The following is a 25917-nucleotide window of genomic DNA, read 5'->3' as shown; positions in this document are numbered from 1 at the left end:
GCGCCATACTTACCGAACCGTAAACGGGGATGGTTAACGGAGGGTTGAAGGGGTGCCTGTCGGACATGGCTGGACGGCAATTCTGTTGGACAGGCGAACGGCAAAGCGCTAATCGCATCAGCCATGCATGCGGGATCCCAAGAAAAGAAGCCTTTGGAGGCTTCGATCGCCTCGGCGCTGAGAACGGTAGCCACGGAACAGGCCGGCGTGGCAGCATTGGCCGCCGCGCTGGAGAACGAACTGGCCGAACCTTTCGCCCGCGCCGTCGACATGGTGTCGCGCATCAATGGCCGCGTCATAGTCACCGGCGTCGGCAAAAGCGGCCATATCGGCACTAAAATCGCGGCCAGTCTGGCTTCGACCGGCACGCCTGCCTTCTTCGTCCATCCGGCGGAGGCCAATCATGGCGACCTTGGCATGATCGCCAGAGACGATGCCATCATCGCCATGTCATGGTCCGGCGAGAGCAGAGAATTGATGGGCATCGTCGCCTATTCCAGGCGCTTCTCGATCCCGCTGATTGCGATTACCGCGGGCGCGGCCTCGGCGCTGGCGCGCGCGGCCGACGTGGTGCTGCTCCTGCCGTCCGTGCCGGAAGCCTGCCCGCACGGCCTGGCGCCGACGACATCGACCCTGCTGCAACTGGTGGTCGGCGATGCGCTGGCCATAGCGCTGCTCGAAGCGCGCGGCTTCACGCCCGACCATTTCCGCACATTCCACCCCGGCGGCCAGCTCGGCGCCAATCTGACTCTCGTCTCCGAGATCATGCGGGTCGGCGATCAGATTCCGCTAGCGGCGCTCGGTACCAAGATGCCGGAAGCGGTCATGACGTTGTCGAACAAGAAAGTCGGTTGTGTCTGTGTCGTCGACGGGAAGGGCGAGCTGGTCGGGATCATCACTGACGGTGATGTCGCGCGCAATCTGCATCGAAACCTGGCCGATATCGCCGTGGACGACATCATGACCCGCACGCCGAAGACGGTCGATCCGCAGACGCTGGCCGGAACGGCGATCGCGCTTCTCAACGAATACAATATCGGTGCGCTGGTAGTGACGGAAAACAGGATGCCCGTTGGGGTGGTTCACTTCCACGATTTGCTGCGTATCGGCGCAGCCTGAGGAAACTAAAACCGCATTGCGTTGGGGTGACCTACGCGGCGCGCTTCGATTGCTGCCAAATGCGCTGCGGGCCTTCGGGCGCTCAGACGGCCTCGACGGTCAGTTCCAGATCGGTGTCGGCCGAACTGACGACGCGCACCTGCGTGCCGGCCGGCAGGTCGGGACCGGAGACGCGCCACAGTGTGTCGCCGAGTTTGATGCGGCCGCGACCGTCCTTGATCGGCTCGGCCAGCGTTGCCATCCTGCCGACCAACTGCGCGCCGCGCCGGTTGAGCAGCGGCTGGTCGCTAGGGGTATTACGCCCACCAACCAGCTTCTTTCCGGCAAGGGCCGAGACCAGCGACAGGGCCAGGAAGGCGAGGACCTGGACTTCCCAGGCCCAGAAGCTTGCGTCCCAGACGAGCAGGGAAATCACACCGATCACCAATGCGGCGATGCCGATCCACAGCATGAATATTCCTGGCGCGATGACCTCCATCACCAGGAGGACGAAGCCCAGAACCATCCAGTTCCACGGACCAAGTTCGGAAATGATGCGGTCGAACATGGGAGTGCGCTCCTACTTCCTGTGGAGCATGATCTTTTCCGAAAACCGGTTCCCACTTTTCGGGATCATGCTCGCGACCTCAGTTCTCGTCAGGTCTCAGTTCTCATTCGGGCGAACCACCGGAGGGCGGGCGGCCTGCCTGGCGGCGCCGGCGGTGCCTTCGCTACGGAACACCTCCCTGGCGATCTCGCTTATGCCGCCGAGCGTGCCGATCAGTGCCGACGCTTCCATCGGCATCAGCACGACCTTGCTGTTGTTGGCGGTACCGATCTTGCCCATCGCTTCGGTGTATTTGAGCGCCACGAAGTAGTTGAGTGCCTGCACGTCGCCCTTGGAGATGGCTTCCGATACAACCTGGGTGGCTCGCGCTTCGGCTTCGGCCGAGCGTTCGCGCGCCTCGGCGTCGCGGAAGGCGGCTTCCTTGCGGCCTTCGGCCTCGAGGATCTGCGACTGCTTGAGGCCTTCGGCGGCGAGGATCTGCGCACGCTTGTTACGTTCAGCCGTCATCTGACGACCCATCGATTCGATGAGGTTGGCCGGCGGATTGATATCCTTGATCTCGACGCGGGTGATCTTGATGCCCCACGGATGGGCCGCTTCGTCGACCACGCGCAGCAGCCGTTCGTTGATGGCGTCGCGGTTCGACAGCAATTCGTCGAGGTCCATCGAGCCCATGACGGTACGGATGTTGGTCATCGTCAAATTGAGGATGGCGTTCTCCAGGCCGGCGACCTGGTAGGCGGCCTGCGCCGCATTGAGGATCTGGTAGAAGGCGATGCCGTCGACGCCGACAATGGCGTTGTCGCGCGTTATGATTTCCTGGCTCGGAACGTCGAGCACCTGCTCCATCATGTTCATCTTGGCGCCGATGCGGTCGACGAACGGCACGATGAGGTTGAGGCCGGGGCTTAGTGTTTTGGTGTAACGACCAAAGCGCTCCACCGTATAATTATAGCCTTGCGGGATTGTCCGGATGCCTTTGATAAGAAGCACCAATACCAGAAAGGCAAGCGCACCAATCGCAATACCGAAACCACTGAAGTCCATTTGAATCTCCCTCAGATGCCGGCCATGGCGTTGATTCCATGCAACCGACTTCACCAAACACTTAGGTGTGTTTCAATAATGTTACAATCAGGTGATCGTTGATTATTAGTGCATGGAATAGCGCAACTGCGGCGGTCGATCGCCGCAACGTGGCGGCCTCAGACCCAGCCCGACAGCTCGCGCCGCACCATCGCCTCGATCACCGCCATGCCTTCTGCACTGTCGTTGAGGCACGGGATGTGGGCGAATTTCTCGCCGCCGGCGTGATGGAAGGTCTCGGCCGCCTCGCGGCCGATTTCGTCCAGCGTCTCGATGCAGTCGACGGAAAAGCCTGGGTTGACGATGGCGATCGATTTCACGCCGTCCTTCGCCAGTTTCTCGACCGTCTTGTCGGTGTAGGGCTGCAGCCATTCCTGGGCGCCGAAGCGCGACTGGAAGGTGATGATCAGCTTCTTTTCATCCCACCCCAGTCGTTCACGCAACAGCCGTGTCGTCTTCTGGCAGTGGCAGTGATAGGGATCGCCCTTCTCGAAATAGGGCTTCGGGATGCCGTGATAGGAGGTGATGACCACCTCGGGCTCGAAGTCTAGCGTTGCCAGATGCCGTTCGATCGAATGGGCGAGCGCCTCGATGTAGACCGGCTCGTCATAGTAGGGCGGAACACTGCGCACGGCAGGCGCGCGGCGCATCTTCATCAAGGCGCGAAACAGCTGGTCGTTGGCGGTCGCGGTGGTGGTCGCGGAGTATTGCGGGTAGAGTGGGAACGACAGGATGCGGTCGCAGCCTTGCTCGACCAGCCTTTGAGCGACGCTCGCGGTCGAGGGGTTGCCGTAGCGCATCGCCCAGTCGACCACGACATCGGGTAGGTCGATGAGCGCTGCGGCCAGCTTTTCGCCCTGCGCGCGGGTGTAGGTGCGCAGCGGCGACTCGTTCCTCTCGCGGTTCCATATCCTGGCGTAATTGGCGCCGGACTTCTTCGGTCTGGTGGTCAGCACCAAGCCGTAGAGGATCGGATACCAGATCGCCTTGTTGAGTTCGATGACGCGCGGATCGGACAGGAATTCGCGGAGATAGCGCCACATCGGCTTGAAATCGGTACCGTCCGGCGTGCCGAGATTGACCAACATGACGCCGATCTTGCCTGCCTTTACCGGCGGATGTCCGGCCGGCAGCGGGTCGAGCGCTTTCGCGGCTTTGGGGTCGACAGGCGTGGAAAGCGTCATGAAGGTCTCCCGACACCGCGAAACCGACGATGTCGGGCGAACCTAGCGATGTGGCGCGAGTTTTCAATGCCGCGTGTGGCCGCACCTTACCCTGAAAGCCAAAAACCCGTCCGGTTACCCGGACGGGTTTTGCTGGTCGCAAGTGCGAAGCGAGGTTACTTCGCCGGAATGGTCAAGGTCGCGCCGACAGGAAGCCGGCGTGGTTCGTAGCCTTTGTTGGCCTCGGAGATCACCTTCCACTTGGCGCCGTCGCCGTAGGCCTTCTTGGCGAGATCCCAATAGGTATCGCCGGCGACGATGACATGGCTGGCTTCGGCCGGGGCGGCGTCAGCCGGCTTTGCCGGAGCAGGTGCGGCTTCGGCCGGTTTTGCCGGTTCGGCCGGAGCCGGCGTTGCCGGGGCGGTTTCCGCCGGGACAGTCGGCGGCGTGGTGGTGATGTCGCCGGAGCCTGCCGGCAATGCGGGCATCGCCGGCTCCGCCGGTGCAGCCTCGGCCGGTTTTGCCGGTTCCTCTGGAGCAGGTGCCGGTTCGGCTGGTTTTGCCGGCTCGGCGGCCGGGGCAGCCGCTACGGTTGCCGCGACCTCGGTGATGCGGCTGTCGAGCTTCGGCGTATAGGGCCGGTGCGCCGCGAGATAGTCGGCAACCACCTGTTCGAGGCCGGGGCCGTAATCGTAGGCGTTCTTGGCCTTCTCGGCGAAGACCTTGTAGCCGTCGCCGCCCTGGCGGACGTAATTGTTGGTGGCGACCAGATAGTCCTTGTCCGGATTGATCGGCGCCCAGGCACCGTTCTGCATCACCTCGACCGACTTGACTCGGCCGGCATTGGGCGCGACCGACTTGTCGAAGGAGTATTTGAGACCTGCCACCTGCGGGAAGCGGCCGCCGCCGTCCTCGACCTGGCTGACGCCGTTTTCCAGCCCGGCAACCAGATCCTTGCCGGAAATCTGGAAGGTCGCCAGCGTGTTCTGGAAAGGCAGCACGGTCAGCACCTCGCCCATGGTGACGGTGCCCTTGTCGATCGAAGCACGCAGGCCGCCGCCATTGGAGACGACGATCTCGACGCCCTGTCCCTTGACGCGGTCGAGAATGGCGTCGGAGACGAGATTGCCCATCGCGCATTCCTTGGTGCGGCAGCTTTCGCGGCTGCCGTCGATGGCCTCGGTGGTCTCGGCCACTTCCTTGTTCTTCAGCGCCTCGATCGGCGCGCCGAGCTCCTTGATGCGGGCAAGAACGGCCGGATCGGGGATGATCGACTTGTCGAGGAAGATCGGGTCGCCGCTGGCTTCCTTGACGTTGCCGTTGTCGTCGAACACGACCTTGAATTCGCCGAGATATTTCGAATAGGACGCGGCCTGCACGACAGGCACCTTGGAGCCGTCGGGGTTGTCGACCATCGTCGGATAGGGGCCTTCCCCCTTCGGGTCGGTGTTGGACAGAAGCGAATGGCTGTGGCCGCCGACCACCACATCTATGCCCGGGATCTTGGCGATGACATCGCGCTCGCGCCTGTAGCCGATATGGGTGACGGCAATTATCTTGTTGACGCCTTGCGCCTTCAGCTTCTCGACCTCGGCGGTGATCGACTTGACGTCGTCCTCGATGGTAATGTTGGGGCCGGGAGAGGCGAGTTCCGGTGTGTCGTTGGTCACGGCGCCGACAATGCCGATCTTCTGGCCGCCGACCTCAAGCACAATCGACGGCTTGATCTTGCCTGCGGCGCCGGACTTGTCGTTGGGCACGACATTGGCGCTGACGATCGGGAACTTCGCCTTGTCGAGATAAGGCACCAGCGCGCTCTCGCCATCGTCGAATTCGTGGTTGCCGAGCGTCACCGCGTCGGGCTTGATCTGATTGAGGAATTCCTCCTCCGCCGTGCCCTTGTAGGTGATGTAGAACAGCGATCCCTGAAAGCTGTCGCCGGCATTGAGCAGCAGCACGTTCTGGCCTTCGAGCTTCTTGCGCTCCTGTGCGATCGCGGTGACCAGCCGGCCGGCGCCGCCGATGCACTCACCCTTGGTCTCTTCCTCGGCCGAGCAGGTCGACTCGTATTTGTTGTTGCCTTCGATGCGGCTGTGCCAATCGTTGAAATGCAGGATGTTCAACGTGTAGTCGGCAAAGGATGGTGCGGCCGACAGGCCGAGTGTCGAGGCAGAGAGGGCGGCAATGGCGGCGAGCTTCTTCATCTTCGTCTCCCGGATATGATCAAAGGCGTTTAACGCTCTTGCCCGACTGCAGGATAACAGCCAGCATTTCGGGTATGTTCACATCGCGGTTGTGGCGATGCAAGAAGAATCAGGGCGGATAACCGGCATCGGTTTGCCGGCATAAAAAAGGCGGCGGCATCGCGCCGCCGCCATCCGCAAAGCCGCATGGGAAAGGTTCAGCCGCGCCTGGTCAGCACGAAGTTCTGCCCGGCGGAGCTGGTGCAATTCAGCTGGTTTATGGACACCAGCAGGCAGTTGAAAGCGATTGGCTGCTGCCGGATCAGCGAGGTTCCGTTGATCTCGACCGAGGTGGCGCCGGTCTTGGTGTAGCTGCCGTCAGCGAATTTCTCACCGGTCTCCGCCGAAACGGTGGTGAAGACGCCGCCGTTCAATGTCGAGACCGCCTTGCCTTCGGCGTTCAGCCATGAGCCTTCGACGCCTCGCGCCTGCGATGAGATCGGTGGCCCGTCGGAGCCGCCGGTGGTGCAGGCGGCAAGCATCGTCGCAAGAGCGCCCGCCGCGCCCGCAGAAAGAATTTTGCGCGCAATCGTCATATCAAATCCTCTCCTGACGCATCGGCCCAATCGTCAAACGACGTTTTGGAGCACACGATGTGCGTGGCCTCAAGTTTCCAGAGCCGTCCCTCGCGCGTCCAAATGGATGCACACTGCTCTCGTCCGCATCCCTTCAATCGCCCGATTTCCGGGCGATTGCAAGGCAGTGGGGCAGGGGTATGGAACCGCTATCGAACGAGGATGTTGCGGAATTGCCACGGGTCGCTTTTGTCGAGGTCCTCGGGAAACAGGCCCGGACGGTTATCGAGCGGCGTCCAGTCGGTGTAGTAGCCCTTGACCGGTCCGAGATACTGGGACTGCACTTCCAGGCAGCGCTTGTAGTCCATCTCGTCGGCCTCGACGATGCCGGCCTCCGGGTTTTCCAGCGCCCAGACCATGCCGGCGAGCACGGCCGAGGTGACCTGCATGCCGGTAGCGTTCTGGTAGGGCGCCAGCTTGCGGGCTTCGGCCAGCGACAGCTGCGAACCGTACCAGTAGGCGTTCTTGGCATGGCCGTAGAGCAGCACGCCAAGCTCGTCGACGCCGTCGACCAGTTCGTTTTCGTCAAGCACATGGTGGACCGGCTGCGGCTTGCCGGCAGCGCCGAACATTTCGTGCAGCGACAGCACGGCGTCGTTGCAGGGGTGATAGGCATAGTGGCAGGTCGGGCGGTATTGCACCTTGCCCTTCTTACCGCGCACGGTGAAGAAGTCGGCGATCGAGATCGCCTCATTGTGCGTCACCAGGAAACCGTATTGCGCGCCCGGCGTCGGGCACCAGGAGCGCACGCGGGTGTTGGCGCCGGGCTGTTCGAGATAGATCGCAGCCTTGGAGCCATGCTTGTGCTCCTTGCCGTTCTTCGGCATCCATCTCTCATGCGTGCCCCAGCCGAGCTCGGCCGGCTGCAGCCCTTCCGAGATGAAACCCTCGACCGACCAGGTGTTCCAGAACACGTTCATCGGCTTCGGCTTCTTGGTGCGCTGGGTGTCGCGCTCGGCGATGTGGATGCCCTTGACGCCGGCCTTTTTCATCAGCTTGGCCCAGCGGTCACGGTCGTCCTGCGCGGGTTCGGAAAACTCGAGGCCGAGGTCGCCGGCAAGGTTCAGCAGCGCCTGCTTGACGAACCACGAGACCATGCCCGGATTGGCGCCACAGGTCGAAACCGCGGTAGCGCCGCCGGGCTTGTCGTGCTTCTCCTTGATCAAGGCTTCGCGCAGCGCGTAGTTGGTGCGGCTGGCATTGTCGGCCCTGGCGTCGAAATAGAAGCCGAGCCACGGCTCGACGACGGTGTCGATGTAGAGCACGCCGAGCTTGCGGCAGAGCCGCATCAGGTCGACCGAGCCGGTATCGACCGACAGATTGATGCAAAAGCCCTGGCCGCCACCATTGGTCAAAAGCGGCGTCAGCAGTTTCTTGTAGTTTTTCTCGGTCACGTGCTCCTGGACGAAGGCGATGCCGCGCTCGTCGAGCAGCTTGCGGTCGGTGTCGAGCGGGTCGATGACCGTCATGCGCGACTTGTCGAATTTGAAATGGCGCTCGATCAGAGGCAGCGTTCCCCGTCCGATCGAACCAAAGCCGATCATCACGACAGGGCCGGTGATTTCACCGTAAACGGGCCAGTTTTCATTCGCCATTTTATCGAGCACTCCTTCAAGCAACGCGCCAAAACGGCCGTTCGACCGCCGCGCGACAAACCATAGATCATTGTCACAATAAAGCGAAAAGCAGGGATAAGGTTAGTTCCCGACGGCGCAGATGCGCCTACGGTTCGAGCAGTTTCGCGAATTCCGGCGTGAGCAGCGCTTGTGCTTCGGAGTCCGGGATTTCAACGAGATCGCCGCCGCAAGCCTGGATGACGTTGGGCAAACCTTGCAGGCCGAAGACCAGAACCTGCCTGTCGCCATCGCGCTTCAGGCTGGCGCCGAGATAGTCGCCGATCAAATCGTCGATGCCGCATTCGGCCTCGTAATCCACCTCGGTCTGGTCGCTTGGCTTCTTGCGCTTCTCCTTGACGAAGGTGGCCAGCGAGGGGCCTGGCTTGCCGTCGACCGTATCGGAAAACATGTCCTGAAGGGTAAGCAAGGCGCCACGGCGCACGTCCATGACATAGGCGTCGGAATAGTTGTTCGGATGCGCACCGCCGCAATAGAGGCTGCCGGATTCCGACCAGCTCATCAGCTTCGGCGTCAATGACGTAACTTTGGACGTCGTGTCTTCATAGCCGCCAAGCGAATCGTCGTCCATGCCCTCCATCGGCGGCCCGTCGTGGAAACCGGCATATTGCAGCGCCGCGCATGTCAAGGCGCTGAGGCTGTCATGCCAATGGCGGTTCTGCAGCAAGGCATTGGCGGCTTCGATCGGCGCACTGCCGGCGAGATCGACGATGCGCGGCCTGGCGAATTTGGTGCGCGGATCGGTGACATAGTTGTAGGCTGCATCCGGCCAACCTTCCTTGGCGTCTGCCTTGGGCGCGAAATCCAGCTTGAGATAGTCGTAGGGCGATGCCGCCATGGTGATCGGCGCATCGTCGCCCGAGAATGTCATGTCGGTGAAATCATAGAGATCGCGTGGCGTCGTCGCCGGCGTCTCCGTCTGGGCACGGCTGGCGATCCTTGTCAGCTTCAGCGGCAGGGTCTTTTTGGCCGTCCAGGTGCCTTCCAGCGTCTTGCCCTTGTCGGCGGAACTCAACCGCCAGACGGCGCCGATGGGTGGAGCCTGGCCGTCGCCGCACTTCTTGGCATCGCAGGCTTCTTCCTCGGCCAATTGAAAGGTGGCGCCCTTGCTCGACTTCGCCTGCAGAGGAATATCGACGCCCTTGGAGCGGTAGAAATAGCGCGCCGCCAGTGCCTCTCCAGCCGTCGCCGGATCACCGGTAAACTCGACGACGATGTCGATGTTGCCGAGCTTCCCCGCATAGGTCACCGGTTCCGCATGCGCTGTTGCCGGCAACGCCAGGAATGCACCGAGCAGGACGGCTAGCTTCAGAACATGTCGGACCATCGTCACTCCTGAGCCATGGTTTGCAGGCGTTGCACCAGCCGGTCACGGTCTGATGTCATCCCCTTGTAGTCGAGTTGAGCCTCATCCAGCGCCTGCAATTGCGCCGCGAAAGAGGCGGCAAGCGTTGCCCGGTCGGGATGCCGCGCCAGCACTTTCAGCGGGTCGAGATGGATGCGGATGGTGAACAGGATGTCGCGCGACAGAGGCAGTTTGCGCAGCGTCTGGCGCTCCACGCGGATGAAGGCGTGGGTGTTGACGTCGCCGTCGGGAAATCGCGAGGGGCGCCTGGTGGCGCGGTCGATGCGCTCGACATTGGAGAGCGGATGATAGAGCGCGTCGCCGGCCTGGATCGACCAGTTGAAGCGTTCGACGGCCTGGCCCTGCAGGCCGTCGAACATGCGGTTGATGAGCTCGGCCGGCCTGGTGCCCGGACCGAAGCCCGGCACCGGTGCGTGGATCTGCTGCAGCGGCCGGCCGAATTTTTCGACCAGCGACCAGGATGACGGGAAGCACAGCGAGCCGGCGGCGAGTCGCCAGCCCGTGTCGTCACGGCGCATCAGGATCAGGTCTTCCTGGACGAGCAGCGACGCTGCGACCAGCGGGGCATCGGGGAAGGTGGCGTCAGAGTCGGCTTTGGCGCCAATGACCTCAACCCCGGCATTGGTGCGCCGGTACATCCCGGGAAATGTCGACAGCAGATGTGCTTCGATGAGGCCGCGCACTTCGCGCTGGGTGTCGCGCGTGCCGTCTTCCTCGACAAACACCTTGTCGGGAATTTCGGCATAGAGCCGGCGCTTTTCGGCGAGATGGTCGAAGAGATACCGGTCGACCTCGATCCACTTGTCGAGCTCGAGCGGCTTCAGCCCGATGGTGAAGAGCTTTGAGGAGCCATCATAGGGCGTGTGCGTGGGCTGACGAGAATTCATGCTTCGCTAGAAAGTGTCCAATGCCGGCGGTTATTCTCGCAGCCGCTTCGTATCAGGCCAATGTTGCCGGGATCAAGCCGCGCAGAGAATTGCCGACGAACAGTGTTTTGGCGGATTTCAACTCGTCATAGCTGTAGATCGCCTCCTGGGCGCGGCCTTCGTCCAGCAGCTCGGCGCGCAATACGCCAGGCAGCAGGCCGCAGTCGAGCCTGGGTGTCATCAGCATGCCATCACCGAAATCGGCGAAGACGTTGGTGATGGTGCCTTCGCAGATTTCACTGCGCTCATTTGCGAGCAACACTTCGTCGGCCTGGGTGATCAGATATTCGGAGCGGGCGTGAGTGTAGACTTGCCGCCGGCCGGTCTTGTGGCGCAGCAGCGTGTCGGTGGAGGAGAGCCGCACCCGTGCCAGCTGCAGCCGCCAGACCTTGTCGGCGGCGAACGGCTCATAGGGCTGGACCGAGGCGGTCACTTCGCCATTGCGCTGCAGGACGAGCCGGGTGCGCAGCGCCGTCAGCTGCGCCCCGATAGTATTCGCCAGCACCTCGCCGATCCGCTGCGGATCGCAGGCAAAGCCGAGTTCTTCCGCCGAGCCGTAAAGGCGCGCGAGATGGCGTTCGAAGCGCAGAAAGCCCTGGCCGGGCTCCCAGCGCATGGTCTCGATCAGCTCGAAATCGGCGGTGTCCCCGTCGCGAAGCGCGCCTTCAGCAGACACTCCTGATACTCCTCTTGCGCCGTCGAATCGAAGACGACGCCGCCGCCGACATTGTAAACGGCCTCGCCACTGGAAAAGAGCGATATGGTGCGGATCGCCACCGAAAAGCGCATCATGCCGCCAGGCGCGATCCAGCCGATGGCGCCGCAATAGACGTCGCGCGGTGTGTCTTCCAGCTCGTGCAGGATTTCCATCGCGCGGATTTTCGGCGCGCCTGTGATCGAGCCGCAGGGAAACAGCGCGCCAAAGATTTGGCGGATGCCGAGATCAGGCAGAAGCTTCGCCCGCACACGGCTCACCATCTGGTGGACGGTCGGGTAGCTCTCGATGCGGAACAGTTCCGGGACTTCCAGCGTGCCGACCTCGCTGATCAGTGAGATGTCATTGCGCAGGAGATCGACGATCATCCGGTTCTCGGCCTGGTTCTTTTCGTCGCTGCGCAAGAAGGACTTCAACCGCGCGTCCTCGGCCTTGGTCGCGCCGCGCGGTGCGGTGCCCTTCATCGGATGGGTTTCGATCATGCCTTCGGCATTGATCTCGAAGAACAGCTCGGGCGAACGCGACAAGACGATGGGATCGCCGAGCGAAATCAGCGCGCCATACTTGACCGGCTGGCGTCCTGTCAGTGCGTCGAAGGCAGCAAGCGGATCGCCCGACCATTGGGCACGGACCGGAAAGGTCAGGTTGCCTTGGTAGCAATCGCCCTTGCGGATGTGGTCGTGAAGGCGCGCGAAGCGTTTGGCGTAGTCCTGAGCGGACCAACTGGCCCTGGCGTCGAAGATGGGGCCATTGGTGGCCGGCGCATCGTTGCGCGGCACGGCCTCTTCGGCCGGAGCATCGAAGACACCCAGACAAACCAATGGCGCGCGCCGGCCTTCAGGCAGCAGCGGCACGAGTTTCGGTTCGAGCAGATAGCCCGCTTCGTAGGAGAAATAGCCGGCCAGCCATTTGCCGGCATCGCTCGCCGCCTGCGCAGCCGCCAGCGCCGGCAGAAAATCCTTGGCATCATAGGCAATGATGATGTCGGCCGGGTGGTCGAAGACCAACTGACGGCCGCTTTCATCGTTGCGGAAAATGGCAGAGGGCAGGGGCATGGGGCTCGGGTACTGCGGTCGATGACGCCAGAACCGCTCTATATGGGGGCCGGGCGGCGTGCAATCGAGGGAGCGGCGTCGCAGGGCGCAAAGACAGTGGCGAATGCAAAAACAAAGACGGCGCCCGAGAGCGCCGCCTTCTGGTTATGTTGCCGATGACAGATCAGCTGTTGTTGGCGGTCCCGGCGCTCGGGAATTGGCGTGCGAACTCCCTTTCGTCGCCGGCGGCAAGCAGCTTGGCCTGCTCGACCCACTTTTCGCGAGCGATGCGGCCGTCGAAATTCAGCGTGTCCTCGATGCGCTTGACGTCGGCCGCGGTCCAGCCGGCGATCTGCGCGTAGGTCGTGACGCCAAGGCCCTTGAGCAGTTTGTCGTTGACCGGGCCGATACCGATCAGGCGGCGCAGATTATCGGCCTTCCCAGCTGCCGGGGCGGCCTTCTTCGGGACGGCGGCGGGCTTTGAAGCCGCGGCTTTGGGCGCGGCCTTGGCGGCGGCAGGTTTGCTGGCCGCTGGTTTTGCGGCCGCGGATTTGGCCGCAGCTGGTTTGGCCGCGGCGGGTTTGGCGGGGGTCGGTTTCGCGGCCGGGGCGGACTTGGCCGTTGCCGCTGTCGATACCAGCGCGGCCGGCGCCGAACTTGAAGGCTTGGCGGATGGAGTCGATGTTTCACGCAGCCGGCGTTCGAGATCGGCGCGGGTCTTGCCGCAGGCGTCGAGTTCGCCGGTCAGGCGATCGGCGTCGGCGCGCAGTCTGTCACGCTCGCTGCGGGTGCGGTCGAGATCGCCGCGCAGGCTGTCAAGTTCGCCGCGCAGCCGGCCCCAGATAAACCAGCCAACCAACACACCTACAAGGAACGCCAGGACAATGTAAAAGAAGGTCATCGTCTCTCTCCAGTCGGATCCGTCCGCCGCCGTCCCAAGTCATGACCTTGGCAGATCGGATCATCCAATGTGGTTCGGCGGCTCAGGGAACAGCCGGTCTGTCGTCGAGTGTCGGCGTTCGGCTTTCCGCCCATTGCCAACCGTCGCTGTCGCATTCGTCAGACCGCTGCCATGGGCCGGGATACTGTCCGGCCTTAAGCCGCGCGCCCGGCTGAGCTTCAGTCGGAAAGCTATCATACGGCTTCGGGAAAGCTAACGGAATTTTCGCCGGAGAGTTATTCAAGAACAGATATTTAGAACAAGAACAGAGCTGCCGTCACATGCATTCCGGCTAAACTGTTCTGCGATTCAGCAAAGTCGAGGCCGCTGCTGAACCTGCCACTCTGCGCCATCGGTCCAATGGGTGCGCGCATTAACTGTCGAGCGCTTCCAACTCGTCGATCAGGCCGCCGATCACGCCAAGCCCGATCTGCCAGAAGGCGGGGTCGGTGGCGTCGAGGCCGAAAGGCGCGAGAAGCTCCGAGTGATGCTTGGTGCCGCCGGCGCGCAACATCTCGAAATACTTATCCTGGAAGCCATGCTCGGCGTTCTGGTAGACCGCGTAGAGCGAGTTCACCAGGCAGTCGCCAAAGGCATAGGCGTAGACGTAGAATGGGGAGTGGACGAAGTGCGGGATGTAGGTCCAGAAGACCTCATAGCCCTCGCGCAGCTTGATCGCCGGCCCCAGGCTTTCGGCCTGCACCTCGAGCCAGAACTGGCCGAGCTTGTCGGAGGTCAGTTCGCCGTTCTTGCGCTCTGCATGCACCTTGCGTTCGAACTCGTAGAAGGCGATCTGGCGCACGACCGTGTTGATCATGTCCTCGACCTTCTGGGCGAGCATCGCCTTGCGCTCGCGCTTGTCGGTGGTCTGGTCGAGCAGCGAACGGAAGGTCAGCATCTCGCCGAACACCGAGGCCGTCTCGGCCAAAGTCAGCGGCGTCGAAGCCATCAGCGCGCCCTGGCCGCCGGCGAGCACCTGATGCACGCCGTGGCCGAGTTCATGCGCCAGCGTCATCACATCGCGCGGCTTGCCCATGTAGTTGAGCAGCACGTAAGGGTGCGCCGAAGGCACGGTCGGATGGGCGAAGGCGCCGGGCGACTTGCCGGGCCTGACCGGCGCGTCGATCCAGTTGCGGTCGAAGAAGACGCGGGCGATCTCCGCCATATCGGGGGAAAAGCGCTGATAGGCCGACAGCACGGTGTTCCTGGCGTCGTCCCAAGGGATCACGGCCTGCGGCGTCTCGGGCAAGGGGGCGTTGCGGTCCCAGTGGTTCATCACCTCCATGCCGAGCCAGCGCGCCTTCATCGCGTAGTAGCGATGCGACAGGCGCGGATAGGCTTCGCGCACGGCCGACGCCAGCGCATCGACCACGCTGCGCTCGACACGGTTGGCGAGATGGCGTGAATCGGCGATGTCCTCGAAGCCGCGCCAGCGGTCGGAAATCTCCTTGTCCTTGGCCAGCGTGTTGGTGATCAGCGTGAAGGTGCGCAGGCTCTTGCGGAAGGTTGCGGCCAGCGCTTCGGAGGCGCGGCGGCGGACCTCCCCATCGGCGTCCTGGAGGCGGTTCAGCGCCGGCTCCAGCGTCAGTTCCTCGCCGTCTATGTCGAAGCGCAGATCGGTCATCGTCTCGTCGAAAAGCCGGTTCCAGGCACCGCGTCCGGTGATCGATTTCTCATGGAACAGCTGCTCGACCCGGTCCTCGAGCTGGTAGGGCTTGTCCATTCTGAGGTCGAGCACCCAGGGGCGGTAATGGGCAAAGCCGGCGTCGGCGGCGAGGGCTGCTTCGAGCGCCTTGTCGTCGATCAGGTTCAGCTCCAGCGCGAAGAACAAAAGATGCGCGCTGGCGTCGGTCATCTTCTCCTGGATGTCGCCATAGAGCTTTGCGCGCTGCGGATCGGCGGTGTTGCCGGCATAGATCAGGCCGGCATAGGAGACGATGCGGCCGATCAGTTCCTCCAGCGCCTCATAGGCTGTCAGCGCCTCGCCAAGCCTGCCGGCGCTGCCGCGCTCGGCCTCCGCAGCCAGCGTGCCCTTCCAGCGGTTCTCGAAGGCGACGGCATCGGCCGCCGCCTTGGCAAGGTCGCGCTTCAGTTCGGGCGCCTCCATGCCGGAATAAAGATCGGCGAGATTCCATTCCGGCAGGTCGCCGAGTTCCGCCGCGCCCTGACCGGACGCTACCGCCGCAAGCTGCCGACCGAGAATCCTGCTCATCAACAATTACCTTCTGGAATCAAGGGGAAAGGACAAGCCGGTCAAATCCTAAGGAATTCGTTCACCGGGTTTTTTGAAACCTTGTTTAGAACCCTGTGCCAAGATGATCCATGGGAATTTCCCAGGCGGGCAACTCAAATCAGTCATGACAGGTTCCATTCTTATAGTCGATGACGATCCCGTGCAGCGCCGGCTGCTCGAGGCGGCGGTGACGAAATTCGGCCACAGCGCCATCGTTGCCGATGGCGGCGAGGCCGGTCTGAGCGCGCTTGACGGACCCAATGCGAGGGATATTTCGGCAGTCATCCTCGACCTTGTCATGCCGGGCCTCGACGGCATCGGCGTGCTGAAGGCGATGCGCGAGCGCGGCATCACTGTTCCCGTCATCGTGCAGACTGCGCAGGGCGGCATCGAAACGGTGGTTTCGGCGATGCGCCACGGCGCTTTCGATTTTGTCGTCAAGCCGGCGTCTCCCGACCGGCTGCAGACCGCGGTCGGCAACGCGCTCAAGGTCGAGGCGGTCGAGGACGAGGTCAAGCGCACGTCGCGGCGTCGCGGCGGCCACCTGACCTTCAAGGACATGATCACGCACAGCCCGGCGATGGACCGGGTGATCCGCCTCGGCCAGAAGGCTGCGGCCTCCAACATCCCGATCCTGATCGAGGGCGAATCGGGCGTCGGCAAGGAATTGGTGGCGCGCGCCATCCAGGGCAGCGGCGAACGCCGCACAAAGCCGTTCGTCACCGTCAATTGCGGCGCCATCCCCGACAATCTGGTCGAATCGATCCTGTTCGGTCACGAAAAAGGTTCGTTCACCGGCGCCACCGAAAAGCACACCGGCAAGTTCGTCGAGGCGCATTCGGGCACCCTGTTCCTGGATGAGATCGGCGACCTGCCGCTCGACGTGCAGGTCAAGCTGTTGCGCGCCGTGCAGGATGGCGAGGTCGATCCGGTCGGCGGCCGTTCCACCGTCAGGGTCGACATCAGGCTGATCTCGGCCACGCACCGCAACCTTCTGCAGCAGGTCAAGGACGGCAAGTTTCGCGAAGACCTGTTCTACCGGCTCAACGTTTACCCGATCGTCGTGCCGCCGCTGCGCGACCGCCGCGACGACATCCCCTATCTGGTCAAGCATTTCATGGACAAGGTGGCGCCGGCGGGCAATCGCCTGCACGGCATCTCGGATGCCGCACTGGCCATGCTGCAGGCCTATGATTGGCCGGGAAACATCAGGCAGCTGGAAAACGCCGTGTTCAGGGCCTCGGTGCTTGCCGAAGGCGATGTGCTCACGACTGACGAATTTCCGCAGATCCGGGCGCAGGTCGACGGCACCGTCAATCTCGACGCCGATGCGTCCTTGTCGGACCCCGGCATGGCCTTGAGCACCGGATCGCAAGGCGATGGCGCGCAGACTGATGACGCCGGTACTGCAGCTGCCGAGCTCGCCCCTCCGGCCAGGTTGCTTCAGCGTTTCGGCACATTGAGGGCGCTGGACGAGCGTGGCAATGTGCGTGCGCTGGCCGATGTCGAACTCGAAATGATCAAGCTCGCCATCGACCATTACAACGGCCAGATGAGCGAGGTCGCACGGCGTCTCGGCATCGGCCGCTCGACGCTCTACCGCAAGCTCAAGGAATACGGCATCGACCCGGAAACCGGCCGCCTCGACCGCCTTGCCTCCTGAACGCCGAATTCCACAGCTTGCCAACGCAAGGCCGGGACCAGCTTGCCATGCCACATCCGGCGCTGCATAAGGGGTTGGGGCGGGAATATGGCTGATGCGACGCCGTTGTTCACGCATTAAGGCCAGCGGTAACAGATCGTGTAGCGGGAAAAGGCTGAATCTTGATCTAAACCAGCAGTTTACCAAGAAATCCTGTGTATTATTTTTGACGGGGTATCGCCACGGTGTTACCGCATTTCGGCTTCAATAAGCGATGATTAACCATTAGGATCGATATTCGGATGTGAGAACCACGCATCCGTTTGGACAAATCCGGGGACAAACGGCAGCCTGCAAGGCCTTTTGATTTGAACAAAGTCGAACGACACAGAAACGGGCGGCGCGATCACATGGGCGTCTGGCCGAGATGGCTGGCAGCGTTGATCGTTGCGTTCGCTTTCCTCGCCGCAACTGCTGCCGGCGCCAGCGCTGAAACGCGCTCGCTCAAGCTCTATCACCTCCACACGCACGAAAAGGCCGAGATCGTCTACAAGCGCAATGGCCGCTACGATCCGGCAGGCCTCAGGAAGATCAACATCATCCTGCGCGACTGGCGTCGCAACGAACCGACCAAGATGGATCCGCGCCTGCTCGATCTGGTGTGGGAAGCTTACCGGCAGGCCGGGGCCACCGACTATATCCAGGTCGTCTGCGGCTATCGCTCGCCGTCGACTAATTCGATGCTGCGCAGCCGCAGCCGCGGTGTCGCCAAGGAAAGCCAGCATATGCTGGGCAAGGCGATGGACTTCTACATTCCGGGTGTGCCGCTGAAAAAGCTGCGTAACATCGGCCTGAAGATGCAGGGCGGCGGCGTCGGCTACTATCCGTCGTCGGGTTCGCCCTTCGTCCACATGGACGTCGGCAATGTGCGGCATTGGCCAGGCATCAGCCGCCAGGAACTGGTCAGCCTGTTCCCCAATGGCAAGACGCTGCATGTGCCGAGCGACGGCAGGCCGTTGCCGGGTTATGACCAAGCGCTCGCCTCCTACAAGGCGCGCAAGGGCGCCGGTTCTCCTGCCATCATGATGGCCAGCGCAGGCGGCAGCACCAAGAAATCCGGTGGCTTCCTGTCCGCGTTCTTTGGCGGTGGCGGTGAAGACGAAGCCGACGACAGCGCCGATGTCGCTACCGCCGCGCCGCCGCCGAGAAGCGTGAAGCCGGTGCTGGCTGCCACGAGCAACAACAGCAGCAATCTGCCTGGCATCGCGATCGTGTCGCCGCAGAACGCCAAGCGCGCCAACATTCCGCAGCTTGCCGACGACAGCGCTGACGATTCGGAGCCGCAGGACACGCCGGAGACGATCATCGCCGCGCTGCCCGCCAAGGAAGTGCCGCTGCCCGCTTTCGCACCGCGGCCGAAGGCCGATGTCGGCGCGCAACAACCTGAGACCGTGCCGTTCGGCGTGGCCGATGCCACCACCGAACAGACGGTGGCGAGGGCGCAGGCGCCGGCCAATGTGCCGTTCGGCACGGCCGATGCGAGCAATGCCGACCAGGGGGCCGATCAAGCTGCCGCTCCGGCGCAGGTCGCGGTCAACGTCCCGTTGCCGACCTGGCGTCCCGACCGCTCTTCGCCGCCGGCTGAGCTTGCGCCGCAGGACAAGGGCGTTCTGCTGGCGCTGGCCGATACGGCTGCCCACAAGCAGACCGCAACCGACGCGTTCTCGGTGCTCCCGTCGCAGCGTCCGGACGAGGTCAAGGCGGTTCTCGAACAGGCCAGCGCCGCCGATACAGCCGGTGCTACCGACGACTATCAGGTTGCGTCGCTCGAGCCTCGCTCGGCGTTCAACGATCCGTCAGGTGTCGATGCCGCATCGCCGCGCGGTGCTATTGCTGCCCGTCCCGCCGGTACCGATCCAGCCTCGGTGATCGGCGCCGGCGTCAAGACGACACGCAAGGAAGCAAGGGCTTCGGCTCGCGACCTGAAGCCAGGACCGAAGGCAGTGGTGGTGGCGGCCGAACCGCAGGCGGCGCGCTGGGCGCTGAGCAGCGGCGACAACATCGCCACCGTTTCCAGCCCGACGACAGCGCCGCGCTATGCCTACAACATCGTGCATACGCCGCCGAGCGAGGTCTACACCGCAGGCTTCCAGGCGGACAACCAGATGGCCGATGCCAACCGCTTCACCGGCAATGCCGTAAAATTCCTTTCGGTCGCCCGCTTCCAGACGAAGTAGGGCGTGACCCGGTCAATATCGAAATCGAAGCCGCGCTGGGCAAGCCGTGCGGCTTTTGCTTCTAGCGAGATATCGAGCACTGGCTTCCATCGCCACAGAATGCTAACCACCAAACTGCATTCCCGCTTCGTCTAATGGTAGGACAGCGCCCTTTGAAGGCGTGAATCGTGGTTCGAGCCCATGAGCGGGAACCAAAATCTCAACGCGTAGCAAACCCGGTCGGCGCAGCTGGCGGGTTTTTGTGCCGAGTGCAATTCCGGGAACACTGTGATTTTCCCGGGAAAGCGCGGAGCGCTTCCCTTGGGAATTGCGCAAAGACAAAGTAGCGGAGGTTATTTTCCGAGCTTGCTCGCGGTCTGTGCGAGCGCCTCGATCTCATCCCACTTGCCGGCCTTGACCAACTCGTCCGGCGCCACCCACGAGCCGCCGACGCAGATAACGTTGGACAGGCTGAGATAGTCGGCCGCGTTCTTGGCCGAGATGCCGCCGGTCGGGCAGAATTTCACGTCGGCCAGCGGCGAGGCAAAGGCCTTCAGCGAGGCGATGCCGCCGGATTGTTCGGCCGGGAAGAATTTCAGGAACCACAGGCCGGCCTCGCGGGCAGCCATGATCTCGCCGGGCGTGATGGCGCCGGGCAGCAAGGGAACGTCGCTGTCCTTGGTCGCCGCCAGCAACTCTCGCGTGATGCCGGGGCTGACGATGAATTTCGATCCGGCGGCCGCTGCCTCGTCGAACTGCTTGGCATCGAGAATTGTGCCGGCGCCGACAATGGCGCCCTCGACCTCACCGGCGACGCGGCGGATCGCTTCCAGCGCATCGGCGGTTCTCAGCGTGATCTCGATCGCCGGCAGACCGCCGGCGGCGAGCGCCCGGGCGAGCGGGACGGCGTCCGCGACATTGGCGATCTTCAGCACCGGAATGACCGGCTGGCCATTGAGCAGCGACAGGAGCTTTTCGGTCTTGCTGGGCATTGGCTTGTCTCTCCCTAGGTGATTTCAACCGATTAGCAGAAGGCCGATTCCGAGTCCACGAAACCCGGCCTGCCGCGATGTCACATGTCGGCCAACGAGCCTGCGGGCGAATACCGACGAAGTGTCTTTAGCTCTGCCTTGAATCCGCTTTGACCACGGTTTAGTGGCTTGGCGATGACCAACCGTGAACCCGTGCGCGTTGCCGCACTCTACAAATTTGCGAGGCTGGGCGACTTCGAGGTGCTGCGGGTCTTGCGCACGCCACTTGCCGCCTTCTGCTGCGGGCGGGGCATCAAGGGCACATTGCTTCTGGCGCAGGAAGGTATTAACGGCACGGTCGCCGGCAGCGAAACCGACATAGCCGACCTGATCGCTTATCTTGAGGCCATCGAGGGTCTTGCCGATCTCGAGGTCAAATACAGCACTGCCGCCGAAATGCCGTTTCATCGCATGAAGGTGCGGCTGAAGCGCGAGATCGTCACCATGGGCGTCGAAGACCTCGACCCGGCGACGGGTGCGGGGACCTATGTCGCGCCGGCCGACTGGAACGCGCTGATCTCGGACCCCGGCACCATCGTCATCGACACACGCAACGCGTACGAAGTGTCGATAGGCACGTTCGAGGGTGCGGTGGATCCACGCACGTCGAGCTTTCGCGAATTCCCGGCCTGGGTGGAAAAACACCGCGACCAACTCGACGGCCGCAAGGTTGCGATGTTCTGCACCGGCGGCATCCGCTGCGAAAAGGCGACGGCCTATGTGAAGTCGCTCGGCTTCGAGGATGTGTTCCATCTCAAGGGCGGCATCCTCAGATATCTTGAAGAGGTGCCGGCCGAAGACAGCCTTTGGCAGGGCGAGTGTTTCGTCTTCGACGATCGGGTCTCGGTGTCGCATGGGTTGACCGAAGGCGAGGCCGAACTCTGCCGCGCCTGCCGGCATCCGCTGACGCGGGAGGACCGGCTGTCGCCGCATTTTTCCACCGGCGTGACATGCCCGCATTGCTACGAGGCACGCTCGGATGAGGATCGCACCCGCTATGCCGAGCGCCAGCGCCAGGTCGAACTTGCGCAGGCGCAGGGCAGGGGACATATCGGCAGTTAAGTGCCGCCGACGCCCTGACTGGATCACCACACGACAGAATAGCGGTCGATCACCCACAGCCATGTGCCGTCGGCCTGCCGGCGCGCGATCTCTGAGGTTATCGATCCGTCGGCAAGCCTGGTCGACGTCAACGCGAGGTCGCCGTTGATGGCCGCCGGGCGCTGCTCGCCGCGCTGGAATTTTCGCCCGCTCGCGGCAAAGGCTTCGAACAAAGCGCGGATCGCCTCGTGGCCACGCGTCAATTCGGCTGCTCCGGTGTCGATGACGGCATCGGGTTGGAACAACGCCACCATGCCGTCAATGTCTCCGGCCCACTGCCGGTCGATCAACAAACGTTCCAGATCCTGCGGATCGCGCGCCGGTTCCCGGCCAGGTTGATCGGTCACAGCAAGGTTCCTCCCTCGGCAATGCGGCGGCGACATTAGCGCAAGCCGAGGCCGGTATCGACACACGGATCACTGATTTGCGGCATTGCCGGCGCCGATAGCAAAGCGCGCCTCCGTCATTGTAATGTCAGTGTGCGGGACCTACGTCTGCAACGTCCAAAACCTGCCCGTCCACGTTGGTGCGGGCCCTTTTCTGGAGGCACCATGTTCGACCCCAAGAAGCTTCTCGACGATCTGCTCGGCTCGCAAGTTCCCGGCACAACCGGCACCGTTCGCGACAAGGCCGGGCAGGCTGTGCAGATGGCCAAGGACAATCCGCTGGCCGCCGGTGCGCTGGCCGCGGTGCTGCTTGGAACCGGCACGGGACGGCAGGTCACCGGCACGGCCGTGAAGCTCGGCGGACTGGCTGCGATCGGCGGTCTCGCCTACAAGGCCTACCAGAATTACAAGGCCGGCAATGCACCCGAGCAGGCGCCGGCGGCCGGCCAGCCGGAATTGCTGCCGCCGCCCGCCGACACCGGCTTTCATCCTTCACAGGCGCCACAGGGGGAGGACGAGTTCACGCTGACCCTGGTGCGGGCGATGATCTCGGCGGCCAAGGCCGATGGCCATGTCGATGACGCGGAACGCCAAAAGATCGCCGGCAAGCTCAGTCTGGCCGGCATCGGCACGGAAGCGGAAAAGTTTCTGATGGCCGAGCTGGATAGCCCGCTCGACCTCGATACGCTGGTCGCAGGCGCCAAGACCGATGAGCAGAGGCTCGAGCTCTACACGGCGTCGCGACTGACGATCGACCCCGATACGCGCGCCGAACGCGGCTATCTCGACCTGCTCGCCGGCCGGCTCGGCCTGCCGGATGCGCTCGTCGATCATGTCGAGGCGACGGTGTCGGCGGCCAAGGTGCCGGTTCCGTCAGGCACGGCGCCGAACCCGCGCTGGTAGACAACGCAGCCGCGGCGGGAAAAGCGTTAACTGCTCGTTTACCGAGGAAGCGCATGATTTTAGTTAGTCGGATCGGCTTTTCCTCCTCCCAAGCCCGGTTCAGATCAGGGGGCGGTCGCCAATGACCGCCCTTTTTGTCGGACCGATCACAAGCGCTTCATGTTTTTGTCCGGATGCATGTCGTTCTCTCAGAACCGGGGCCACTTTTGAGCGACATGCATTAGTGTCCGGCTTGCCATGATCGCCCTCATTTGCGATGGGTCGGTGCATTCGGATGCACCCCGATCTGTGCCGGGGATGCGCGGCGCGCAGGAGCAAAATCATGACAGTCCTCACAGAGAAAACCGCCATCGTCACCGGCGCCGGCACCGGCATCGGCAAGAGCGTCGCCACGGCGCTGCTCAAGGCCGGCTGGAACACGGTGTTTTGCGGCCGCCGCAAAGCGGTGCTCGATGCCGCCATTACCGAGGCCGGGAAAACGGACGCCAAGGCGCTGGCGGTTGCCTGCGACATCAGCAAGGCCGGCGAAGTCGATGATCTGTTCGAGACGGTGGCCGCAGCCTTCGGCCGCGTCGACCTGCTCTTCAACAATGCCGGCATGAGCTACAAGTCGACGCCGATCGACGAGATCCCGGTCGAGGTCTGGAACGATATTGTCGGCGTCAATCTCACCGGATCGTTCCTGTGCGCCCGCGCCGCCTTCGGCGTCATGCGCAAGCAAAAGCCAATGGGCGGCCGCATCATCAACAATGGCTCGGTGTCGGCCTATGCGCCACGGCCGGGCTCGGTGCCCTACACCGCGACCAAGCACGCCATATCGGGGCTGACCAAGACGCTGGCGCTCGACGGCCGGCCCTATGACATCGCCTGCGGCCAGATCGACATAGGCAACGCGCTGACCGATATGGCGCATGCCATGACGGTCGGCGTGCCGCAGGCCAATGGCACCATCGCCGCCGAAGCGGTGATGGACGTCCAGCGCGTCGCCGACGCCGTCGTCCACATGGCCAGCCTGCCGCTCGATGCCAATGTGCTGTTCATGACGGTGATGGCGACCAAGATGCCGTTCGTGGGGCGTGGGTGAAGAGCCGAAGGCCTACCTCTTCAAAAACGACTCGATCCGCTCCAGCGCGCGCAAGATGTTCTCTTCGGAATTGGCGTAGGAGAGCCTGATGTAGCCTTCGCCGAGAATGCCGAAATCGGGGCCGCCGATCAGCGCCACGCCGGCCTCCTCGAGCAGTGCCGAGGCGAGCTTCTTGGCCTTCCAGCCGGTCTTCGAAACATTCGGGAAGGCATAGAATGCGCCCTTGGGCGTGATGCAGGAGACGCCGGGCAGCGCGTTCAGCCCCTCGACCACCATCTTCCTGCGGTTGTCGAAGGCGCACATCATCTTGTCGACATCGTCCTGCGGGCCGTCGATGGCGGCGATGCCGGCGAACTGGCTCGGCGCGTTGACGCAGGACCAGCAATTGACCGCCAGCTTGCGGACCTTGTCGTAGAGATGCCCGCCCTTGTCGCCATTCGGCCAGATCGACCAGCCCATGCGCCAGCCGGTCATCGCCCATGTCTTCGACCAGCCGTTGAGCACGATCAGCCGGTCGCGAATTTCCGGAAAATTGAGCAGCGAAAAATGCGTCTCGCCGTCATAGGTCATGACGTCGTAGATTTCGTCGGAGAGGATAGCGACCTGCGGATGCGCTTGCAGTCCCTTTACCAGCTTCTCGATCTCGGCGCGCGGCGTGACGCCGCCGGTCGGGTTGGCCGGTGAGTTGAGGATTAGCAGTCTGGTCTTCGACGTGATCAGCGCCAGCGTCTCTTCTGCCGAGAAGGCAAAGCCGTTCTCCTCGCGGATCGGCACCGGAATGGGCGCGGCGCCGGTGAACTCGATCATCGAGCGGTAGATCGGAAAGCCTGGGTCTGGATAGAGGATCTCGGCGCCGGGTTCGCCGAACATCAAGATGGCCGCGAACATGGTCGGCTTGCCGCCGGGCAGGATCATTACATTCTCGGGCGAGACTTCGACGCCGGTAGTGGTCAGCGTGCGCCGCACCACCGCTTCGCGCGTCGCCAGCAGGCCATTGGCCGGGGTGTAGCCATGGTGGCCGTCGCGCAGCGCCTTGATCGCGGCCTCGACAATGTGCTGCGGCGTTTTGAAGTCGGGCTGGCCGATGCCGAGGTTGACGATGTCGCGGCCCTGTTGAGCCAGTGCAGTGGCGCGCGCCAGCACGGCAAAGGCGTTTTCCTCGCCGAGGCGGTCGAAGGCCGAAATCGTGTGGAGCATTTTTCCCGTCCGTGTGGTTCTTGCTGTTAGGTCGCGTTTTGTGAGCGTCTGCTCACAAAAGTCAAACGGATTGGAGTTTTGCGTGTCGGAAAATCTCAAAGATTGGCAAGCGCGTCCGCGGCCCGAGCGCAAGCCCATTGACGGCCGCTATGTCCGGCTCGAACCGCTGAGCGCCGAAAAGCACGGCGATGGGTTGTACGAGGCGTCGTCCGTGCCCGACATCGATGGACGCTTTGCCTGGCTGCCCGACTACCCGCCGCAAACCCGCGCCGATTTCCAGCCATGGCTGGATAAGGTCGAGGCGAGCGAGGATCCGCTGTTCTTCACCGTCATCGACAAGGCCAGCGGCAAGGTCGCCGGGCGACAGACGCTGATGCGCATCGATCCCACCTATGGCGTCATCGAGATCGGCAACATCTATTGGGGGCCGCTGATCTCGCGCAAGCCGGCAGCGACCGAGGCGCAGTTCCTGTTCATGAAGTATATTTTCGACGGGCTCGGCTATCGCCGCTACGAGTGGAAATGCAACAACCGCAACGAGCCGTCAAAGCGCGCGGCGGAACGGTTCGGCTTCAAGTTCGAGGGCATTTTCCGCCAGCATCTTGTGGTCAAGGGTGAAAACCGCGATACCGCATGGTACTCGATCATCGACAAGGAATGGCCGGCGCTGCGCAAAGCCTATGAGGCATGGCTCGATCCCGCCAATTTCGATGGCGAAGGCCGGCAGAAGCGGCGGCTCGAGGATTTCCGCGCCGAGTTCGGCGCGTAACAGGAGT

General features: G+C 63.0%; 22 protein-coding genes and 1 tRNA gene. 8 read left to right on the top strand and 15 right to left on the bottom strand.

The window, feature by feature from the left end:
• Nucleotides 1-123: 123 nt before the first annotated feature.
• Entirely contained in the window at nt 124-1119 is a 996-nt protein-coding gene (locus tag X757_RS161265) for an SIS domain-containing protein (RefSeq protein ID WP_023725186.1), read from the top strand.
• A gap of 82 nt (nt 1120-1201) precedes the next feature.
• Here X757_RS161265 and X757_RS161270 read toward each other — a convergent pair whose 3' ends face one another.
• The 12 genes from X757_RS161270 to X757_RS161325 form a co-directional block, all read right to left on the bottom strand.
• On the bottom strand, nt 1202-1666 hold the full coding sequence (locus tag X757_RS161270) for an NfeD family protein (protein ID WP_023686409.1): 465 nt from the start codon (nt 1664-1666) through the stop codon (nt 1202-1204).
• Between the two features lie 96 nt (nt 1667-1762).
• Entirely contained in the window at nt 1763-2713 is a 951-nt protein-coding gene (locus tag X757_RS161275; RefSeq protein WP_023686408.1) for an SPFH domain-containing protein, read from the bottom strand.
• A gap of 158 nt (nt 2714-2871) precedes the next feature.
• Nucleotides 2872-3936: a ferrochelatase gene (gene hemH, locus X757_RS161280; protein ID WP_023686407.1), complete on the bottom strand. Its 1065-nt coding sequence runs from the start codon at nt 3934-3936 to the stop codon at nt 2872-2874.
• A 155-nt stretch (nt 3937-4091) separates the two neighbouring features.
• Nucleotides 4092-6119 carry a bifunctional UDP-sugar hydrolase/5'-nucleotidase gene (locus X757_RS161285; protein WP_023725185.1) on the bottom strand — a complete coding sequence of 676 codons (2028 nt, stop codon included), beginning with the start codon at nt 6117-6119 and terminating at the stop codon, nt 4092-4094.
• 197 nt (nt 6120-6316) lie between these two features.
• Nucleotides 6317-6694 carry a hypothetical protein gene (locus tag X757_RS161290; RefSeq protein WP_023683250.1) on the bottom strand — a complete coding sequence of 126 codons (378 nt, stop codon included), beginning with the start codon at nt 6692-6694 and terminating at the stop codon, nt 6317-6319.
• Nucleotides 6695-6882: 188 nt separating this feature from the next.
• Nucleotides 6883-8328 (bottom strand): homospermidine synthase, encoded by a 1446-nt coding sequence (locus X757_RS161295; protein WP_023725184.1) that lies wholly within the window; start codon nt 8326-8328, stop codon nt 6883-6885.
• 127 nt (nt 8329-8455) lie between these two features.
• The gene (locus tag X757_RS161300; RefSeq protein ID WP_023725183.1) at nt 8456-9694 is read right to left on the bottom strand and encodes a hypothetical protein; all 1239 of its coding nucleotides are present in this window, start codon (nt 9692-9694) and stop codon (nt 8456-8458) included.
• A gap of 2 nt (nt 9695-9696) precedes the next feature.
• Complete coding sequence (locus X757_RS161305; protein ID WP_023725182.1) at nt 9697-10620, bottom strand: DUF3445 domain-containing protein; 924 nt, start codon at nt 10618-10620, stop codon at nt 9697-9699.
• A gap of 52 nt (nt 10621-10672) precedes the next feature.
• Entirely contained in the window at nt 10673-11335 is a 663-nt protein-coding gene (locus X757_RS161310; protein ID WP_031244337.1) for an aminotransferase class IV family protein, read from the bottom strand.
• The gene (locus X757_RS161315) at nt 11284-12429 is read right to left on the bottom strand and encodes an aminodeoxychorismate synthase component I (protein WP_023725180.1); all 1146 of its coding nucleotides are present in this window, start codon (nt 12427-12429) and stop codon (nt 11284-11286) included. The genes X757_RS161310 and X757_RS161315 overlap by 52 nt, the downstream gene beginning before the upstream one ends.
• Before the next feature lie 163 nt (nt 12430-12592).
• Nucleotides 12593-13309, bottom strand: a complete 717-nt coding sequence (locus tag X757_RS161320; protein WP_023725179.1) for a protein in NADH-ubiquinone oxidoreductase complex — start codon at nt 13307-13309, stop codon at nt 12593-12595.
• A gap of 412 nt (nt 13310-13721) precedes the next feature.
• Nucleotides 13722-15560: a M3 family oligoendopeptidase gene (locus X757_RS161325; protein ID WP_023725178.1), complete on the bottom strand. Its 1839-nt coding sequence runs from the start codon at nt 15558-15560 to the stop codon at nt 13722-13724.
• A gap of 145 nt (nt 15561-15705) precedes the next feature.
• Here X757_RS161325 and X757_RS161330 point away from each other — a divergent pair, with 145 nt between their 5' ends.
• The 3 genes from X757_RS161330 (at nt 15706) to X757_RS161340 (ending at nt 19654) form a co-directional block, all read left to right on the top strand.
• On the top strand, nt 15706-17244 hold the full coding sequence (locus tag X757_RS161330; RefSeq protein ID WP_023671940.1) for a sigma-54 dependent transcriptional regulator: 1539 nt from the start codon (nt 15706-15708) through the stop codon (nt 17242-17244).
• Nucleotides 17245-17633: 389 nt separating this feature from the next.
• A complete protein-coding gene (locus tag X757_RS161335; protein WP_023725177.1) occupies nt 17634-19460 on the top strand; it encodes a DUF882 domain-containing protein in 1827 nt (608 codons plus the stop codon).
• Nucleotides 19461-19580: 120 nt separating this feature from the next.
• Nucleotides 19581-19654: transfer RNA gene (locus tag X757_RS161340), tRNA-Gln, on the top strand.
• Between the two features lie 138 nt (nt 19655-19792).
• On the opposite strand, the gene X757_RS161345 is transcribed toward X757_RS161340, so the two are convergent.
• Nucleotides 19793-20431 carry a 2-dehydro-3-deoxy-phosphogluconate aldolase gene (locus tag X757_RS161345; protein ID WP_023725176.1) on the bottom strand — a complete coding sequence of 213 codons (639 nt, stop codon included), beginning with the start codon at nt 20429-20431 and terminating at the stop codon, nt 19793-19795.
• A gap of 174 nt (nt 20432-20605) precedes the next feature.
• Between X757_RS161345 and X757_RS161350 the strand changes: the two genes are divergently transcribed.
• Nucleotides 20606-21532 carry a rhodanese-related sulfurtransferase gene (locus X757_RS161350; RefSeq protein WP_023683262.1) on the top strand — a complete coding sequence of 309 codons (927 nt, stop codon included), beginning with the start codon at nt 20606-20608 and terminating at the stop codon, nt 21530-21532.
• 23 nt (nt 21533-21555) lie between these two features.
• Here the strand turns inward: X757_RS161350 and X757_RS161355 are convergent, their stop codons facing one another.
• Entirely contained in the window at nt 21556-21918 is a 363-nt protein-coding gene (locus X757_RS161355; RefSeq protein WP_023683263.1) for a nuclear transport factor 2 family protein, read from the bottom strand.
• Nucleotides 21919-22122: 204 nt separating this feature from the next.
• On the opposite strand from X757_RS161355, the gene X757_RS161360 reads away from it, so the two are divergent.
• Nucleotides 22123-22860: a tellurite resistance TerB family protein gene (locus X757_RS161360; RefSeq protein WP_023671935.1), complete on the top strand. Its 738-nt coding sequence runs from the start codon at nt 22123-22125 to the stop codon at nt 22858-22860.
• Nucleotides 22861-23182: 322 nt separating this feature from the next.
• Nucleotides 23183-23944: an SDR family oxidoreductase gene (locus X757_RS161365; RefSeq protein WP_023683264.1), complete on the top strand. Its 762-nt coding sequence runs from the start codon at nt 23183-23185 to the stop codon at nt 23942-23944.
• A 12-nt stretch (nt 23945-23956) separates the two neighbouring features.
• On the opposite strand, the gene X757_RS161370 is transcribed toward X757_RS161365, so the two are convergent.
• Complete coding sequence (locus X757_RS161370) at nt 23957-25141, bottom strand: pyridoxal phosphate-dependent aminotransferase (RefSeq protein ID WP_023683265.1); 1185 nt, start codon at nt 25139-25141, stop codon at nt 23957-23959.
• Between the two features lie 82 nt (nt 25142-25223).
• Between X757_RS161370 and X757_RS161375 the strand changes: the two genes are divergently transcribed.
• Nucleotides 25224-25910, top strand: coding sequence for a GNAT family N-acetyltransferase (locus tag X757_RS161375; protein ID WP_023701049.1), 687 nt, complete (start codon nt 25224-25226; stop codon nt 25908-25910).
• The last annotated feature ends 7 nt before the right edge of the window (nt 25911-25917 follow it).

The organism is Mesorhizobium sp. LSHC412B00 (assembly GCF_000503035.1).
In the GTDB taxonomy this organism is placed as follows: Bacteria; Pseudomonadota; Alphaproteobacteria; order Rhizobiales; family Rhizobiaceae; genus Mesorhizobium.
Note: the sequence above shows the minus strand (reverse complement) of the source record. Positions and strands in the feature narration are given on the sequence as shown.